The sequence below is a fragment of the Propioniciclava sp. LT294 genome, assembly GCF_059516005.1.
Map to the genome: position 1 here is coordinate 153348 of NZ_JCAKNG010000006.1, position 16258 is coordinate 169605.

Genomic DNA, 16258 nt, shown 5'->3' on the forward strand with positions numbered 1-16258 from the left:
CTCGGAGGCCGAGGTGCGGCTCGGGTTCTGCAACGATGCGGTCATGACGCGGAATCTCCGTTCGTGATCGTGCTGCCGGCCAGCGCCGGGACCGTCCGCCCTTCCTTCTTGGCGAGCTTGGCGGCTGCCTTCTGGCGCTTGCGCTTCTCGGCGATGGCGGCCTGCTCGGGATCCCCCACCACATCGGCGCCGAGCAGCTTCACGAAGAGGAAGGCCACCACGACGATGTACAGGAACAGGACGATCGAGTACGCCGCGGCCGGGCCGTAGCGCAGGGCGTTGTTCTCGAAGTAGGCGAACATCGACAGCGTCTCCACCGAGTACTTGCCGGGGCCGATCATGACGAACGGCAGGTCGAACATGCGCATCGTGTCGAGGGTGCGGAAGAGCACCGCGACGACGAGGGCCGGCTTGACCATCGGCAGCGTGATGCGGGTGAACTGCTGCCAGGCGGACGCCCCGTCCACCCGGGCCGCCTCGTAGACCTCCTCCGGGATGGTCTGCAGGCCGGCCAGCGTCAGGAGGCCGATGAAGGGCGCGGTCTTCCAGACGTCGGAGATGATCACCGCCCACTGGGACGACGCGTTGTCCGCCAACCAGAGCGTGCCCTGACCGGTGACGCGGTTCATGACGCCGTTGGCGTCGAAGATCAGGCCCCACATCTTGGCCGAGACGACGGTCGGGATGGCCCACGGCACGAGGATCGCCGCGCGGACGATCCCGCGTCCCTTGAACGCCTTGCTCATGATGACGGCCATGGCCACGCCGATCACCGTCTCCACCACCACGCACACGAGGGTGAAGAACGTGGTGTTGATGAAGGCGTTGATCAGGCGATCCATGCTCCCCCACACCGCGACGATCGTCTGCGGGTTGGTGAAGATGTCGGTGAAGTTCTGCAGCCCGACGAACGTCTCGCCCTGGGCGACCATACCGGTGTTCGGGTCCACGCCCTGGTTCGCCCGGAAGAACGACTCCCGGATGGAGAACAGGATCGGGAAACCCACCACCACGGCGATGACGAGCAGGGTCGGCGACACGAGGAGGGCGCCGAGTGCGTCCTGGCCGTCGCTGAGCGGGTTCTTCTTGCGCTTCGTCGGGGACGACTGCTGCACCGTCGGGCCCGCGAGTTGGGTCTGTGCTGTCATTGGCAGCCTCTCCTGGGTCGGTTCACGAACGGCCCGGTGCGCTTCCGCACCGGGCCGACTCGCGTGATGGGCCTACCTACTTGGTCAGCTCGGTGAGCTTGGTCTGCAACTCGGTGAAGGCCGACTTGGCGTCCTTCTGACCCTGCAGGGCCGAATAGGTGGCGTCCTGGATGGCCAGCGTCACATCGCCGTACTTGACGGCCTTCGGGCGCGACTTGGCTCCGGCGATCGAGTCTCCCAGCGTGCTCAGGTAGGGGAACTGCTCCTGGAGCGAGGCGTCATCGTAGAGCGACTGCAGCGACGGGGCCAGCGAGGCCTTCTCGAGGCGGCGCTTCTGGTTCTCCTCCGAGTTCATCCACTTCATGAACGCCAGCGCGGTGCCCTTGTTCTTGGCGAACTTGGAGATGCCCATGTTGTGGCCACCGAGGGTGGACACGCCGGGGCCGTCCTTGCCCGGGAGCGGGGCGACGGCGAACTTGCCGGCGACCTTCGACGAACCGTCGGTCTTCTGGGCGAGGTTCCACACGTACGGCCAGTTGCGCAGGAAGAGGATCTTCTCCTCCTGGAACGCCTGGCGGGACTCCTCTTCCTTCCAGGTGATGGCCTCGGCCGGGATCATGCCGGACTTGAAGCCGTCCACCATCCACTGGACGCCCGCGATGGCCGCCTCGGAGTCGACGGCGGGCTTGCCGTCGGCGGTGAGGAACTCGCCGCCCGCGGAGTTGACCGCCTCGGCGATGTTGCAGGTCAGGCCCTCGTACTTCTGGTGCTGGCCGGCGTAGCAGGACATGCCGGAGCGCTCGGGCAGGATCGCGTCACACGCGGCCTTCATCTCGTCCCACGTCTTCGGGGCCTGCAGGCCCTTGGCGTCGAGGAGGTCCTTGCGGTAGTAGAGCATGCCGCCATCGGAGGTCGACGGGTAGGCGTAGACCTTGTTGAAGTACGTGACCGAGTCGACGGAACCCTTGAGGTGGCCCTCGAGGGGTGCCTTGTCGGCGGGGAGCTCTTCGAGCCAGCCGTTGGCTGCGAACTCGGCGGTCCAGACGACGTCGACGCTCATCACGGTGAACTCACCGGAGCTCGCACGGGCGCGCTGGATCATCGCGTCGCGCTGCTGGTCGGCGGAGTCACTCAACTCGACGAACGTGACCTTCTCGTTGGGGTTGGCCGCGTTCCACTCGTCGATCTCGGACTTGAGGTTGCCGGACGTGTCCTTGCCCTGCGCATAGGTGATGGGGCCCTTCTCGTCCCAGCCCCCCGCGGAGCCCGCGGGCTGCTGGGAACCGCCCGGCGCTGCGGTGCCGGGGGCGCTGGGGGCTGAGGAGCACGCGGCGGTCGCGAGCACGGCTGCGGCGGACAACGTCGCCACGAGCGCCCGTTTGATGGTCTTGCTGGTCATCGAACCTCACTCCTGTGTGGGTGTCGCGATGCGCTCACGCATCGCTGTTGAGGACAAGCTATGCCCGTTGCGACCACGCCGGAAGAGGGCAGGCGCCCATCGTTACCAATGCTTGACTTTGTGACGACAAAAACTACCGACGACCCGAAACAGCCTGTCAAACGGTCTTGACCGAGGGGCGGGGACTCCCCCAAAATGCGACCCTCAGCGGCGGCCGAGCCCTCGCAACACCAGCAGGAGGGCGACAGCGCCGACGGCCGCCACGGCCAGGGCGGCGATGCGGTCGACCCTGGGCGAGCCGTCGACGTGGACGAACTGGGCCTTGGCGGCCTCGAACTCGCCCGCGGCGAACGCCTTGGCGTCCTGCACCGTGCGGGCGCCGACCGCCTTCGGGTGGGCCTGGGTGATCAGCCCCTCCACGTTGCTGGCGAGCCGTTCGCGTGCCGCTGCGATGTCGGCCTGGATCTGCTCCTTGGAACGGGTTCCCTGTGCCACGTTCGGTCCTCTCTCAAGCGTCACGGTCGGTGCCTTGCCCACACTATGCCATTGGCTAGGCTGGCGGCATGGCCAAACTGAAGGTGGGCGACGCAGCCCCGAGCTTCTCCCTCCCCGACGCCGACGGCAAGACGGTCTCCCTCTCCGACTACGCCGGACGCCGCGTGATCGTCTACTTCTACCCGGCAGCCATGACTCCGGGGTGCACCACCCAGGCGGTCGACTTCACCGCCCAGGCCCCCGCGATCGGGTCTGCCGGCTTCGATGTGGTGGGCATCTCGCCCGACACCCCCGCCAAACTGGCGGCGTTCAAGACCAAGGAGGACCTCGACGTCACCCTGATCGCGGACGAGGACCGCACGGTGATGAACGCCTACGGCGCCTTCGGGAAGAAGATGCTCTACGGCAAGGAGATCGAGGGTGTGATCCGCTCGACCTTCGTCGTCGACGTGGACGCGGGGGGTCAGGGCACCATCTCCGTCGCCCAGTACAACGTCAAGGCGACCGGTCACGTCGCCAAGCTGCGCCGCGACCTCGGCATCTGATGCCGTCGGGGCCTTGGGTCCCGGTGGCACGATCGGTCCATGCCGACAGCTGACTCCTGGGACCGCGTCGCGGGCCGGTATGACTGGGCGACCGCTCCGCTGGAGCGGCCCTTCCTCGCCGCGAGCCGCGCATGGGCCTGCACGCGGGCGTCCGGACGGACGCTGGAGGTGGGCATCGGGACGGGGGCGAACCTGCGCCACTATCCCCTCGGCCTGGACCTGACCGGCGTCGACCTCTCCCCCGCGATGCTCGAGCAGGCCCGGCAGCGGGCCCGCGACCTGGGCGTCCGGGTCGCGCTGCGAGAGGGAAACGCAGAGGCGCTCCCCTTCGCGTCCGCGTCCTTCGACACGGTGGTGTGCACCTTGGTCCTGTGCAGCGTCCCCTCGGTGGACGCCTCCCTCGCCGAGATGGCCCGGGTGCTCAAGCCCGGGGGCTCCCTGCTGCTGGTCGACCACGTGGTGTCGACCGCGCCCCCGGTGCGGTGGGCCCAACGCGGTCTGGAGTCCATCACGGGGAAGCACGGTGAGTACTGGACGCGGCGTCCGTCCCTGCACCTGGCCCGAGCCGGGCTGGCGCCCGTGGCGTCCGACCGCCTGCACTTCGGCGCGATCGAGCGGGTGCACGCCGAACGCCCCCGCTGACAGGCCCATCCATGGCTCGCTAGCATCGCGCCATGGCTCGACTCCGACGCGTCAGCCCCCGCATGCCCGGCCACACCCGCCGTCGGCGCGGGAAGGGGTTCAGCTACACCGATGCCTCCGGCGCGGCGCTGCCCCCCGATGAGGTCGAGCGCGTCAGGTCGCTCGCGATCCCCCCGGCCTGGACGGACGTCTGGATCTGCCCCGTGGCGAACGGCCACCTCCAGGCGACCGGCACGGATGCCGCCGGCCGTCGCCAGTACCTGTACCACCCCGATTGGCGGACGAAGCGTGACCGCTCGAAGTTCGACCGGGTGAGGGAGGCGGCGGCGATGCTCCCGCAGGCTCGGCGGCGCATCACAGCCGACCTGGCGGCGGAGGGGATGCCGCGGGAGCGCGCGTGCGCCACTGCGGTGCGCCTGCTGGATGTGGGGTACTTCCGGATCGGCAACGACGCCTACACCGATGCGAACGGGTCCTTCGGGCTGACGACGCTCGAACGGCACCACGTGCGTCGGCACGGGACCGCACTGATCTTCTCGTTCGTGGGCAAGTCGGGCATCTCGCACTCGATCTCCGTCGAGGACCCCGCCGCCGTCGCCGCCCTGGATGTCATGCGCGGGCGCTCCGGCGACAGCGCGCGCCTCTTGGCATGGCGGGACGGACGCACGTGGCGCGACCTCTCCGCCGCCGACGTCAACGCCTACCTGGCAGACCTCTTCGGTGGGGCGCTCACCGCCAAGGACTTCCGCACCTGGCACGCGACCGTGATCGCAGCCGAATCGCTCGCGATGACCGAGGAGGGGGGCGAGACCAAGGCGTCCCGCCGGCGAGCGGTGAAGGCCGCGATCCTCGAGGTGGCGGGCTACCTGGGCAACACCCCCGCCGTCGCGAGGTCCTCCTACGTCGACCCTCGCGTGGTGGACGCCTACGAATCCGGCTCCACCATCTTGGGGGCGGCCACGAAGAAGTACCGCAGTGCCGCCGCACGCCAGACCGGCCTCGAGCAGGCGGTCCTGGAACTGCTGAGCTGATCCCCGCCGGGGAGGGTGTCACGAGTCGTCCACCCACGGTGCCGGGGAAGGGACTCGAACCCTCACACCTCGCGGTACTGGTACCTAAAACCAGCGTGTCTGCCCATTCCACCACCCCGGCGTGGAGGCCAGTCTAGGGTCCCCTGAGGACGGCCGCCGTCACGGCTCACGTGGGGGGTGCCACGACACGCGCGGACTCCCCACATCGGCGCGGAGCGTCCTGACCTGGTGGAGAATCCAGGGACACCATCACCGACACGCCAGCAGGGACGCCACCGTGGAACGCAGGACTGCACTACTCCTCTTCGGGGCGATCGGGGCCTCACTGGCGGGATGCACCCCCGGGCCGGCACCGACGCCCTCGCCGACCGCGACCCCCACGCCCACCCCGTCCGAGAGCCCGACCCCGACCCCGACGCCCACCCCCAGCCCGGTTCCGACGCCCGGCCCGCGCTGGCCGCTGACCGGGCGTCCACTCGATGACCCGGCTGCCGCGGCGCACGCCGCAGTGGCGGTCAAGGTGCCGGACAACCGCACCGAGCACCCGCAAGCGGGCCTCAACGAGGCCGACATCGTGTTCGTCCAACTCGAGGGGTACAACGACGCGCGCGGCGAGAGCGCGACGAGGCTGGCGCCGGTGTTCCACACGACATTCCCCGCCCGGGTGGCACCCGTCCGGTCGGTGCGCCCGGTGGATGTCCCCCTGCTCGCGCCGATGCGTGCCGTGATCGGAAGCACCGGCCACTCCGATTGGGTCGGCAACTACGCGCGCCGGTTCGCCGACCGCGTCGACGTGTCCCTGACCAACCTGCGCGCCCGCGGCGACGGCGCCTACTCGGTCGACCGCGGCCGCGTGCGAACGATCAACGGCAAGACCTACTACGACCGGGCGATCGTCTGCCACCCCGCCGTGCTCGCGCGGCTCGCACGCGCGCCGTTCACCGCGGGGCCACCCCAGCCCTACCTGCCGTTCGCCGTCACGGACGCCGACATCTCCACGGTGGGGGCGGCACCGGCCGCGAGCATCCGTGTCCCGTGGAAGTCCGGTAGTTCGTACGTCATGGGCTACGACTGGGACGCCGGCGCCGGCGTCTACGCGCGCAGCGAACCGTGGGGACCCCACATCCTGGCCGACGGCCGACGGGTCACGACCGACAACGTCCTCGTGGTCAGGGCCGGGCAGCGCGTGGCCAAGCTGGCGGACGGTGCGGGGGCACCCGACCCGATCCACGACATCATCGACAGCGCGGGCACCTTCCTGTACGCGCACGCCGGCACCCACGTGCGCGGAACGTGGTCCAAGGGCGGGGTCGAGGCACCGTTCACGTTCACCCTCGACGACGGGCGCCCGCTCGCGATGGCACCGGGGCGCACCTTCATCGAGCTACCCGCCCTCGACGCGGACGTCCGCGTCGGCTAGGCCTGCGCCAGCCGCAGCTCGGTCAGCTTCGGCATGGGCCTGTGGGCCGTCGAGGGAAGGCAACGTCTGTGCGCCATGGCCGGCCATGAGAGCACCGAGGACGACACGTCACACGGTTGCCGCCACCACGCGCAGGCCCAGCGCGTCGGCGAGCAGCGGCGCCCAGGAGACGACCTGGTCGGGCGTGACCAGGGCCCCACGCAGGGACGCCAGGTTCACGAACCGCTCGATCTCGGCCCCGCGCAGGTCGAGGTGGTCGCTGCGCAGCTCGGCGGCCTCGAGGGTCCCGACGCGCGTGGACTCCAGTCGCACGCGGTTCACCCGCGCCCCGGACAGGTCGAGTTCGTCCACCCGGCAGTCACGGAGGAGCAGGTCCTCCACCTCGGCACCCCGCAGGGAGAGCAGGTCCACCTTGCACCCGGTGAGCATCACCGAGCGCCACCGGGCACCGTGACCGTCCACGACACCGAGGCGTCCCGAGAGCTGGGAGTCCTGCCAGTCGCCGCGCACCGCCCGCAACGAGGTGAACCGCACTCCCGCGAACGACACCTCGCGCAGCCGCGCGCCCGTGAGGTCGACGTCGTCAGCGCCGACCCCCTCGAACAGGACCTCCGTCAGCTCGGCGCCGGCCAGGTTCACCGGCGGCAGTTCGACGGCCGCCAGCCGCACCCCCTCGAGCAGCACCCCCGCTCCGAGGTCATCGGCGGCGGCCTCAACGAGGCCCGCGAGCTCCACGGGCGCGACACGGGGTGTGCTGGGTGCCCGGCGGCGACGCATCAGGTCTCCTCGTCGGTCATGGACCGGGCCCAGCCCGGTCCGCTCGGGGCCGCCTCGGCCGCCGGCGAGCGCCGGTCGGCCAGGTGCAGCGCTGGGTCGTCCTCGCGGAAGGTGCGCACGGGACCCGGGCCCGTCCCAGCCGTCTCGAACCGGACCGTCACCCGTCCCAGTCCGGAACCCCACACCCATCCGGCACCGTACTCGTCGTGCACCACGTCCGCGCCGGGCAGGAAGCCCGGGCGCCAGCGCGGCCGGATCGAGGGATCGGCGTCCCCGATCGGCGTGGGGTGGGCGGACCGGGGAACCTCCGCCCCCGTCACCGCTTGGACGACGGCGCCGTGGGCGTTCGGCTCGAAGAGCGCTTCCTGGGCGGCCTCGGTGAAGTTGGCGACACCCACCCCCAGCAACCGGAAGCCCGTCTCGATCGGGACGCCGTCGAGGAGTCCGCGCGCGATACGGCTGATCGCGTCGGGCCGGTCGGTGGCCCCGTTCAGCGTCAGCGACCGGGACAGGGTCGTGAAGTCGGGCCGCTTGGCCTTGAGGGTGACGGTGCGGGCGAAGAACCCGCTGCGGGTGAGCCGCTCGGCGACGATCCGGGAGTCGCGCTCGATGATCGCGTCGAGCTCGGCCCGATCGCTGATGTCGGCCTCGAAGGTGTCCTCGACCGAGATGGACTTCGCCTCCCGCTCGGCCACGACCGGGCGGTCGTCCCGGGCGAACGCGAGCGCATGGACCCACTCCCCCGTCGCCCTGCCGAGCTCGCGGACGACCTCGCCATGGCTCAACCCACGGATGTCGGCGACGGTCCTGACCCCCAGACGGGCGAGCCGCTCCATGGTCGCGGGCCCCACCCCGGGGATCGCACGGGCCGGCAGGTCCGCGATGGTCTCGGCCTCCGTGCCCGGGGCCACCACCCGGACGCCGTCGGGCTTGGCCAGCTCGCTGGCCACCTTGGCGATGAACTTGCTCGACCCGACGCCGACCGACGCCGTCAGGCCCCCGGTCCTCTCACGGACGCGGGCGCGCAGCCCCTCCGCGACGGCGCGGACGCCCTCGACCGAGAAGTCGGTCGCCGAGCCCGCCGCCAGGTCGACGAAGGCCTCGTCCAGGCTCAGCGGCTCCACGAGCGGCGACAGGTCGTGCAGGAGCTCCATCACGATCGCGGAGCTCTCCCGGTACGCACCGAACCGCCCGGTCAGGAAGGCCGCGTGCGGGCACAACCGCCGCGCCTCGTGCGTCGGCATCGCCGAGTGGACGCCGAACACGCGCGCCTCGTAGGAGGCCGTCGCCACCACGCCGCGGGGTCCGATCCCGCCCACGACGACGGGTTTGCCCCGCAGCGACGGCTTGTCGCGCTGCTCGACCGCCGCGAAGAACGCGTCCAGGTCGAGGTGCAGGATGGAGGCCGCCGAGCGCACCCACCCAGCGTAGGCCTGTCACCGCACTGTCGGACCGGGTCCCTAGACTCCCGGGCATGGGAGTGATCGTGCGACTCGGGCTGCTGCTCTCGGCCTTCGCCCCGGTGGTGGCCGCCGTCGCGATCGCGCGCCTGACCGACCTGGGGTGGTGGACGTGGGTGATCGTCGCCGCCTGTGTGCTGGCGGTGCTGCTCCTGGTGGCCGTCCTCGCCGCGCTCGGGCGCCGGCAGCGGGAACCTCTCACCGCCAAGCAGGTGCGGCGCGCCGACGAGCGCGTCGTCGGGTTCACCGGTTCCTACCTGGCGCCCATCGTCGTCGCCGTCCTGGTGGCGGCGCCGGGTCCGGCCCTCGGGGCCACCGGCGTCCTGCTCACCCTCCTGTCCCTGATCTACGTCCGAGCCGGCCTGTTCCACCTCAACCCCGTGCTCGCGCTCCGCTTCCGCCTGTACGAGGTCACCGCGACCAACAACACCGTGGTCCACCTGCTCACCCCCGCCGGCCACGTCGGTCAGGATGCACACCTCGAGTGCCACTTCCTGACCGATGACGTGGCCATCCAGCTCAGGAGTCGGCGTGCACACTGAAGCCCGAGCCGTCCTCGAGGCCGCTCTCGTCGAGCCCGAACGGATCCTCACCAACCATGTCCTGCGCGGGGCCTCGCTGTCGGAGGCCGCCGTCCTGCGGTTCACCCTCGACGCGGACTTCGCCGACCGGGTCACCGACGACGTGCTGACGGCGGCGCACGGCCTGACCGGGCGCGAGTTCCTGGCGTACGACCCCAGCTACCGGACGAGCGCCGCCCAGGTGCTCGTCGAGCCACTGGCGGACATGCCCGAGTTCGCCGAGGTGGACGCGACCATCCGCGGCACCGACGTGCCCACCGACGTCGGCGGCGATGACACCGGCGTGGTCGCCATGGCCCACACGATCGGCCGGGACGAGGGCGCCATCGTCGCCTACCGCATGAAGGGGGCGGGCATCGCGGTCCGCCGCAAGCAGGTCACGCTGGTTCCCCGCGACGGTCACTACGCCGCGGTCGGGGGTGAGGTGCTGTTCTACGAGCCCCGCTTCGACGCCTACACGTGCGGGGGGTATGCCTTCTTCACCGCCGTCTCCCTGATCCAGACGAAGTTGCAGGCCGACGCCAAGGCGCGGTCGCTGGCCCGCACGACGTTCGCCACCGTCACCCAGCGCGTCCGCATCGAGGGGCACGAGGAGTTGGCCAGGGCGGTGGAGGACGATCCCACCCTCCGCGCGAAGATGACCGCCGTGGCCCGCATCGTGGCGGCGGACGCCGAGTACGCCGCCCACCTGACGACCGAGTCCCTGGTGTCGTTCGCGGAGCAGCACGCCGACTACCACATCCCCGTGACGGAGGTCGACGGCCAGAAGACCCTCGTCTTCGACTCCTCCCCCCAGCACCGGCACCAGATCCCCAAGCTGCTCGCCGACGACTACCTGCACAGTTTCCTGACCGGACGCAACTACGAGGCGGGCTCCAAGCAGCCCGTCTGAGGAGGAGATCATGGACCCCACCGCACTGCTCATCGACGCCGCCCGGCGTCCCCTGCACGCGGCCGACCAAGTGCTCGACGGCATCACCGAGGAGATGCTGCACACCATGCCGGGCGGGCGGGCGAACTCGATCGCCTGGCTGGTCTGGCACGCCACCCGCCAGCAGGACGTGCAGGTCAGCGCCCTGCGCGGCGGCGAGGAGGTGTGGGTGTCCGGTGGTTGGTCGGCGCGGACGGGCGTGCCCCGCGGGGCCGGCGACTTCGGGTTCGGGGACGGGCCCACCGAGGTGTCGGCCCTCCGGGTGCGGGGCGCCGACGAGCTTCTCGGCTATGTCGCGGCGGTGATCGCCTCGGTCGAGGACTACCTGCGCGGCCTCTCCGAGGCCGACCTGGCCGACGTCGTCGACACCGCGTGGACTCCCCCGGTGACCCGCGGCGTCCGGTTGGTCAGCACGATCGACGACGCCGTCGCGCACATGGGCCAGGCGGCCTACGTCCGTGGCCTCCTCGAGGGCTGGTCGATCGGCTACTGATCCGCGCCGGCCTTCCGGCGACGGTAGCCGACGAAGTCGAACGCACCGCGGGGGTCGCGGCGGTACTCCTCCCAGACGTCCGGGTCGATGTCGGGGAAGAGCACCGAGCCCTCGGCGTCCGCGTGGACCTCGGTGAGGTCGAGCTCGTCGAGCTCATCCCAGGCCTGGGCGTACACCTGCCCGCCACCGGCGACGTAGACGGTGTCGTCGAGCGAGCGGGCCAGGTCGATCGCCTCGGCCACCGACGTCGCGGTGCGGCCCTCGGCCCGGCCATCCCCGGGCAGTTCCACGGCCTCGGGCGAACGGGTCACGACGATCGTCGTGCGCCCGGGCAACCAGCGGCCGATGGCGTCGTGCGTGGCCCGACCCATGATCATGGGGTGGCCGGACGTGACGCGCTTGTAGCGGGCCCAGTCCTCGGCGAACTCGAAGGGCTGCTTCTCGCCGTCGCCGAGGACTCCGTTGGCGGCGACGATGGCGATGGCGATCACGGGCATGCGCGGATCCTACCCAGCGGAACCACCGGCCCACTCACACGGCGATCGGCGCCTTGATCGCCGGGTGCGGCTCATAGCCCTCGAGCGTGATGTCCGCGAGCTCGAACCGGTCGATCTCGGTGACGTCCGGGTTGAGGCGCAGCGTGGGCAGCGACCGCGGCTCCCGGGACAGCTGCAGACGCGCCTGTTCGAGGTGGTTGCTGTACAGGTGCGCGTCGCCGAACGTGTGGACGAACTCGCCGGGCTCCAGCCCGGTCACCTGGGCCACCATGTGGGTCAGCAGCGCGTAGCTGGCGATGTTGAACGGCACGCCGAGGAACGTGTCGGCACTGCGCTGGTACATCTGGCACGACAGCTTGCCGTCGGCGACGTAGAACTGGAACATCATGTGGCACGGTGGCAGGGCCATCGCGTCGACCTCGGCCGGGTTCCACGCCACCACGACGTGCCGACGCGAGTCGGGCTTCTCCTTGATCTGCTGGATGACCTGGGCCAGCTGGTCGATGTGCCGACCGTCCGGTGCGGGCCAGGAACGCCACTGGGCGCCGTACACCGGGCCGAGGTCGCCGTTCTCGTCGGCCCACTCGTCCCAGATGGTGATGCCGTTCGCGTGCAGCCATCGGATGTTGGTGTCCCCGCGCAGGAACCACAGCAATTCACCGAAGATCGATCGGGTGTGCAGCTTCTTCGTGGTCAGCAGCGGGAAGCCCTCGGCGAGGTCGAACCGCATCTGGTGGCCGAAGACGCTCAGCGTCCCGGTGCCCGTCCGGTCGGACTTGTGCGCACCGGTGTCCAGGATGCGCTGCAGCAGCGCGAGGTACTGCTCGTCGGCGTGGTTGGTCATGCCTCCCCCTCGTTCAGGCGGGCGATGTGGCCGACCATCGCCCGTACCGCCTTGCCGCGGTGGCTGATCGCATCCTTCTGCCCGGGCGTGAGCTGGGCATTGGTGACGGTGTTGCCGGCAGCGATGAAGATGGGGTCGTAGCCGAACCCGTTCTCGCCGACCTCGGCCCGGGCCAGGCGGCCCTCCAGCGTCTCCCGCAGCACGTGCTCGGTGCCGTCCGGCAGCACCAGCGCGACCGCACAGACGAAGCGGGCGGTGCGCTGGGCGTCCGGCACATCGTCGATCTGGGCCAGGACGAGTCGGCGGTTGGCCTCATCGGACGCCTTGGCCCCGGCCCAGCGCGCGGTGCGGACGCCCGGCATCCTGTTGAGGATGTCGACCTCCAGGCCGGAGTCGTCGGCCAACGCGGGCAGCCCCGTGGCGGACGCCGCCGCCCGGGCCTTGATCAGGGCGTTCCCCTCGAAGGTGGGCTCGGTCTCGTCGGGCTCGGGGTACGAACCGACGTCGTCCAGGCCCAGGACCTCCAGACCCGTGCCCTCCGCGCCCGCGATGCGCCGGAGCTCCACGAGCTTCTTGGGGTTGTGGGTGGCCAGCACCACGCGGTCGATCACCGGGCCAGTGCCTCGGCCTGCAGGCGGGTCAGTTCGGCGCACCCGAGGGCACCCAGGTCGAGCAACTGGTCGAGCACGGCACGGTCGAACGGTTCTCCCTCGGCGGTGCCCTGCACCTCGATGAGACGGCCGTCGCCGGTCATCACGATGTTCATGTCGACCTCGGCGGTGCTGTCCTCCTCGTACGGCAGGTCGAGCACCGGCAGCCCGTCGACCACCCCGACCGAGATGGCGGCGACCGAGCCCTTCAGCGGCTCACCCTTCAGCGCGCCCTTGGCGCGCAGGTGGGCCACGGCGTCCGCCAGCGCGACGTAGGCCCCGGTGATGGACGCCGTGCGCGTCCCCCCGTCCGCCTGCAGCACGTCACAGTCGATGACGATCGTGTTCTCGCCGAGCGCCTCGTAGTCGATGACGGCGCGCAGGGCGCGCCCGATCAGGCGGGAGATCTCGTGGGTGCGGCCCCCCACCCTGCCCTTGCGGGATTCACGGTCGGACCGGGTGTGCGTGGAACGCGGCAGCATCTCGTACTCGGCGGTCACCCATCCGCGCCCCTGACCCTTCATCCAGCGGGGCACGCCCTCGGTCACCGACGCGGCCACCAGCACGCGGGTGCGGCCGAACTCGACCAGCACCGAGCCTTCGGCGTGGTCCAGCCACTTGCGCGTGAAGCGCACAGCACGGAGTTGATCGGGGGCACGGCCATCGAAGCGTTCCATCACGGGCCAACCCTACTTGTTGCGTGAACGGGGGCGCCCACCCCCCCTTCCTCGGGCCTATCCTGCCCCTGACAGGAGTGAGCACGTGGACAAGGACTACCGCATCCAACCGCCGCAGGCGACTGCGCGTGAGAACATCCAGGACGCCCTGGAATCGGCCGGGGAGAAACTGGTCGACCTCAAGGGGCTGTGGCCCCGACCATCGGACTACGCGGACCTCCCCCGCTCGTGGCGCAAGGACATGCTGGCCGGCATCACCGTCGGCGTCGTCGCCCTCCCCTTGGCGCTCGGATTCGGCGTGGCGTCCGGCGCGGGTGCCGCAGCCGGCCTGGCCACCGCGATCGTCGCCGGTTTCGTGGCGGCGGTCTTCGGCGGCAGCCATCTGCAGGTCTCCGGCCCGACGGGTGCGATGACCGTGGTGCTCCTCCCGGTCATCCACCTCTACGGCCTGTCCGTGATCCCCACCCTGGCGCTGATGGCGGGCGTGATCGTCGTCATCATGGCCATCACGGGCATGGGCGGGTCGGTCGACCTGCTGCCCCACTCCGTGATCGAGGGATTCACGATGGGCATCGGCGTGATCATCATGCTCCAGCAGGTACCCCTGCTGCTGGGCACCCCGGCCGCCAACGCCGAGTCCTCGGCGGTGGCCGCGTGGCTCACGGGCGCGGCCACCGACTGGTCCACCGCTTGGCGACCACTCGTCGTGGCCGCCCTGGTGGTGGTGATCCACCTCATCGGACGCAGGCTGGCGCCGCACCTGCCGATGGCCCTCATCGCGATCGCGATCGCGACCCTGGCCGTGGAACTGACCGGCTTCGACGTGGCCCGCATCGGCGTCCTGCCCTCGATGCTGCCGGCCCCCTCCCTGCCGCTGACCGACCTCGAAACCCTGCAGGCACTCCTCGCCCCGGCGTTCGCCATCGCGGCCCTCGCCGCCCTGGAGTCCCTGCTCAGCGCGCGCGTGGCGGACGGCATGGTGCCCGACCTCACCCGCACCAACCCCAACCGGGAGCTGATGGGCCAAGGCCTGGCCAACATGGCCAGTGGCCTGTTCGGCGGCCTGCCGGCCACCGGCGCGATCGCCCGCACGGCGGTCAACGTACGCACCGGCGCCCGGACCCGGTTGGCGTCCGTCTCCCATGCGGCCGTGCTGCTCCTGATCATGCTGGCGCTCGGCCCCCTCGTGGCGCGCATCCCGATGGCGGCCCTCGGGGGCGTGCTGGTGATGGTCGCCGCCAACATGGTGAGCTGGCGCACCGTCACCACGATCTGGCGGACCACGCGTGCGGACCGCCACACCTTCTTCATCACCTTCATCGCGACCGTGGCGCTCGACCTGGTCGCCGCCGTGCTGCTCGGCGTGGCCATGGCCGCGTTCATGAGCCTGCGCCACATGGCGAACTACACCGTCGTCCGGCGCCAGCACCTGCCGGCGGACACCCGCGAGGGCATCATCGACCTCAAGCCCGACCAGGAATCCCTGCGCGACCGCATCGCGATCTTCCGCGTCGACGGCGCCCTGTTCTACGGCAACGCCCACCGCTTCAGTGACGAGGTGACCTCCGTCGAGGACGTGGCCGCCGTCATCCTCCGCTTCCACCGCATGAGCGTGCTGGACGCCTCGGGCGCGGAGGCGATCAAGGACATCATGCGCGTCCTGAGGCGCCGCCACATCCCGGTGATCGTGCAGGGCATGACGAAAGCCCAGATCCGGACGACCCTGGTCACGGGCGCGGTCGCGGAGGACCAGCACGTGTGGCAGCTGTCCGAGGCGCTCGCACGCGCCATCGCGATCGCGGAGCCGGGGCTGGGCGACCCCGGGCCGCTCATCCACCCGAAGAAGCCGGCCGGGTCTCAGCCGCCGATCGTGTAGACCTGCTCCACCCGGTCGACGAACCCGTTCATCAGGCGGCGTCCGATGCCCTCGAACCTCTCCGGGCTGCCGGTGGTGAGGAACCGCCGCGAGGCCTCCCGGGGTTCGGCGTGCACGAGGTCGAGGTCGGTGAGGGTCTGGTAGGTCTCCCGGGCGCACTCGTCGGCGCTGGAGACCAGCGTCACGCCGTCGCCCAGGACGTAGGAGATCACGCCCGCCAGCAGGGGGTAGTGCGTGCACCCGAGGATCAGGGTGTCGACGCCCGCGATCTGCAGCGGCGCCAGGTACTGGCGGGTGAGGTCGAGCAGCTCCATGCCGCCGGTGATCCCGCGCTCGACGTAGTCGACGAACAGGGGGCAGGGCGCCGTGTGCAGTTCGACGTCCGGCACTGCCGTGAGCGCGTCGTCATAGCTCAGCGCGTTCGCGGTCGCCACCGTGCAGATGACGCCCACGCGGCCGTTGCGGGTGGCCCGGACCGCTCGCCGCGCGGCCGGCAGGATCACGTCGACCACGGGCACGTCGTACCGTTCGCGGGCGTCACGCAGCACCGCCGAGGAGGCCGAGTTGCAGGCGATCACCAACGCCTTGACGCCCATGCCGTAGAGGTGGTCGAGGCACTCGATCGCGTACTCGCGCACCTCGGGGATGCTCTTGGGGCCGTAGGGGGCCCGGGCGGTGTCGCCGAGATAGACGATGTCCTCGTTCGGGAGTTGGTCCCAGACCGCGCGGGCGACCGTCAACCCCCCGAAGCCGGAGTCGAAGATGCCGATCGGTGCGTCCTGGTTCCCCACA

The 16258-nt window shown here is 70.7% G+C and carries 18 protein-coding genes and 1 tRNA gene; 8 read left to right on the forward strand and 11 right to left on the reverse strand.

Features of this window, described 5'->3' with window-relative positions; translation table 11 throughout:
- Positions 1–41: 41 nt before the first annotated feature.
- From AC5YDA_RS09865 to AC5YDA_RS09875, 3 genes are all read right to left on the reverse strand, one after another.
- Complete coding sequence (locus AC5YDA_RS09865) at positions 42–1148, reverse strand: carbohydrate ABC transporter permease (RefSeq protein ID WP_496189201.1); 1107 nt, start codon at positions 1146–1148, stop codon at positions 42–44.
- A 76-nt stretch (positions 1149–1224) separates the two neighbouring features.
- Entirely contained in the window at positions 1225–2547 is a 1323-nt protein-coding gene (locus AC5YDA_RS09870; protein WP_496189202.1) for an ABC transporter substrate-binding protein, read from the reverse strand.
- A 204-nt stretch (positions 2548–2751) separates the two neighbouring features.
- Positions 2752–3042, reverse strand: coding sequence for a DUF3618 domain-containing protein (locus AC5YDA_RS09875; protein ID WP_496189203.1), 291 nt, complete (start codon positions 3040–3042; stop codon positions 2752–2754).
- Positions 3043–3110: 68 nt separating this feature from the next.
- Between AC5YDA_RS09875 and bcp the strand changes: the two genes are divergently transcribed.
- From bcp to AC5YDA_RS09890, 3 genes are read left to right on the forward strand one after another with little or no spacing between them, the layout of a single operon-like run.
- A complete protein-coding gene (gene bcp / locus AC5YDA_RS09880; RefSeq protein WP_496189204.1) occupies positions 3111–3587 on the forward strand; it encodes a thioredoxin-dependent thiol peroxidase in 477 nt (158 codons plus the stop codon).
- A 39-nt stretch (positions 3588–3626) separates the two neighbouring features.
- Positions 3627–4229, forward strand: a complete 603-nt coding sequence (locus AC5YDA_RS09885; RefSeq protein ID WP_496189205.1) for a class I SAM-dependent methyltransferase — start codon at positions 3627–3629, stop codon at positions 4227–4229.
- 32 nt (positions 4230–4261) lie between these two features.
- Complete coding sequence (locus tag AC5YDA_RS09890) at positions 4262–5260, forward strand: DNA topoisomerase IB (RefSeq protein ID WP_496189206.1); 999 nt, start codon at positions 4262–4264, stop codon at positions 5258–5260.
- 39 nt (positions 5261–5299) lie between these two features.
- On the opposite strand, the gene AC5YDA_RS09895 is transcribed toward AC5YDA_RS09890, so the two are convergent.
- A tRNA-Leu gene (locus AC5YDA_RS09895) sits at positions 5300–5381 on the reverse strand.
- Between the two features lie 156 nt (positions 5382–5537).
- Here AC5YDA_RS09895 and AC5YDA_RS09900 point away from each other — a divergent pair.
- A complete protein-coding gene (locus AC5YDA_RS09900) occupies positions 5538–6680 on the forward strand; it encodes a DUF3048 domain-containing protein (RefSeq protein WP_496189207.1) in 1143 nt (380 codons plus the stop codon).
- Between the two features lie 108 nt (positions 6681–6788).
- Here AC5YDA_RS09900 and AC5YDA_RS09905 read toward each other — a convergent pair whose 3' ends face one another.
- Together AC5YDA_RS09905 and AC5YDA_RS09910 are read right to left on the reverse strand one after the other, a co-directional pair.
- Complete coding sequence (locus AC5YDA_RS09905; RefSeq protein ID WP_496189208.1) at positions 6789–7457, reverse strand: pentapeptide repeat-containing protein; 669 nt, start codon at positions 7455–7457, stop codon at positions 6789–6791.
- Positions 7457–8875 (reverse strand): DNA polymerase IV, encoded by a 1419-nt coding sequence (locus tag AC5YDA_RS09910; RefSeq protein ID WP_496189209.1) that lies wholly within the window; start codon positions 8873–8875, stop codon positions 7457–7459. The genes AC5YDA_RS09905 and AC5YDA_RS09910 overlap by 1 nt, the downstream gene beginning before the upstream one ends.
- A gap of 56 nt (positions 8876–8931) precedes the next feature.
- Between AC5YDA_RS09910 and AC5YDA_RS09915 the strand changes: the two genes are divergently transcribed.
- The 3 genes from AC5YDA_RS09915 to AC5YDA_RS09925 are packed head-to-tail and all read left to right on the forward strand — an operon-like array spanning position 8932 to position 10922.
- Positions 8932–9459 (forward strand): KwaA family protein, encoded by a 528-nt coding sequence (locus tag AC5YDA_RS09915; RefSeq protein ID WP_496189210.1) that lies wholly within the window; start codon positions 8932–8934, stop codon positions 9457–9459.
- Positions 9449–10390, forward strand: coding sequence for a hypothetical protein (locus AC5YDA_RS09920; RefSeq protein WP_496189211.1), 942 nt, complete (start codon positions 9449–9451; stop codon positions 10388–10390). The genes AC5YDA_RS09915 and AC5YDA_RS09920 overlap by 11 nt, the downstream gene beginning before the upstream one ends.
- Before the next feature lie 10 nt (positions 10391–10400).
- The gene (locus AC5YDA_RS09925) at positions 10401–10922 is read left to right on the forward strand and encodes a mycothiol transferase (protein WP_496189212.1); all 522 of its coding nucleotides are present in this window, start codon (positions 10401–10403) and stop codon (positions 10920–10922) included.
- On the opposite strand, the gene AC5YDA_RS09930 is transcribed toward AC5YDA_RS09925, so the two are convergent.
- The 4 genes from AC5YDA_RS09930 to rph are packed head-to-tail and all read right to left on the reverse strand — an operon-like array spanning position 10916 to position 13590.
- Positions 10916–11419: a dihydrofolate reductase gene (locus tag AC5YDA_RS09930; RefSeq protein ID WP_496189213.1), complete on the reverse strand. Its 504-nt coding sequence runs from the start codon at positions 11417–11419 to the stop codon at positions 10916–10918. The two genes, AC5YDA_RS09925 and AC5YDA_RS09930, sit on opposite strands and share 7 nt — an antisense overlap.
- Before the next feature lie 34 nt (positions 11420–11453).
- Positions 11454–12263 carry a thymidylate synthase gene (locus AC5YDA_RS09935; protein WP_496189214.1) on the reverse strand — a complete coding sequence of 270 codons (810 nt, stop codon included), beginning with the start codon at positions 12261–12263 and terminating at the stop codon, positions 11454–11456.
- Positions 12260–12871 carry an RdgB/HAM1 family non-canonical purine NTP pyrophosphatase gene (gene rdgB, locus AC5YDA_RS09940; protein ID WP_496189283.1) on the reverse strand — a complete coding sequence of 204 codons (612 nt, stop codon included), beginning with the start codon at positions 12869–12871 and terminating at the stop codon, positions 12260–12262. Before rdgB ends, AC5YDA_RS09935 begins: the two co-directional genes overlap by 4 nt.
- Positions 12871–13590 carry a ribonuclease PH gene (gene rph, locus AC5YDA_RS09945; RefSeq protein WP_496189284.1) on the reverse strand — a complete coding sequence of 240 codons (720 nt, stop codon included), beginning with the start codon at positions 13588–13590 and terminating at the stop codon, positions 12871–12873. Before rph ends, rdgB begins: the two co-directional genes overlap by 1 nt.
- Before the next feature lie 85 nt (positions 13591–13675).
- On the opposite strand from rph, the gene AC5YDA_RS09950 reads away from it, so the two are divergent.
- Positions 13676–15466, forward strand: a complete 1791-nt coding sequence (locus AC5YDA_RS09950) for a SulP family inorganic anion transporter (protein ID WP_496189215.1) — start codon at positions 13676–13678, stop codon at positions 15464–15466.
- Here AC5YDA_RS09950 and murI read toward each other — a convergent pair.
- The gene (murI, locus tag AC5YDA_RS09955) at positions 15448–16257 is read right to left on the reverse strand and encodes a glutamate racemase (protein WP_496189216.1); all 810 of its coding nucleotides are present in this window, start codon (positions 16255–16257) and stop codon (positions 15448–15450) included. The two genes, AC5YDA_RS09950 and murI, sit on opposite strands and share 19 nt — an antisense overlap.
- Position 16258: the final 1 nt, after the last annotated feature.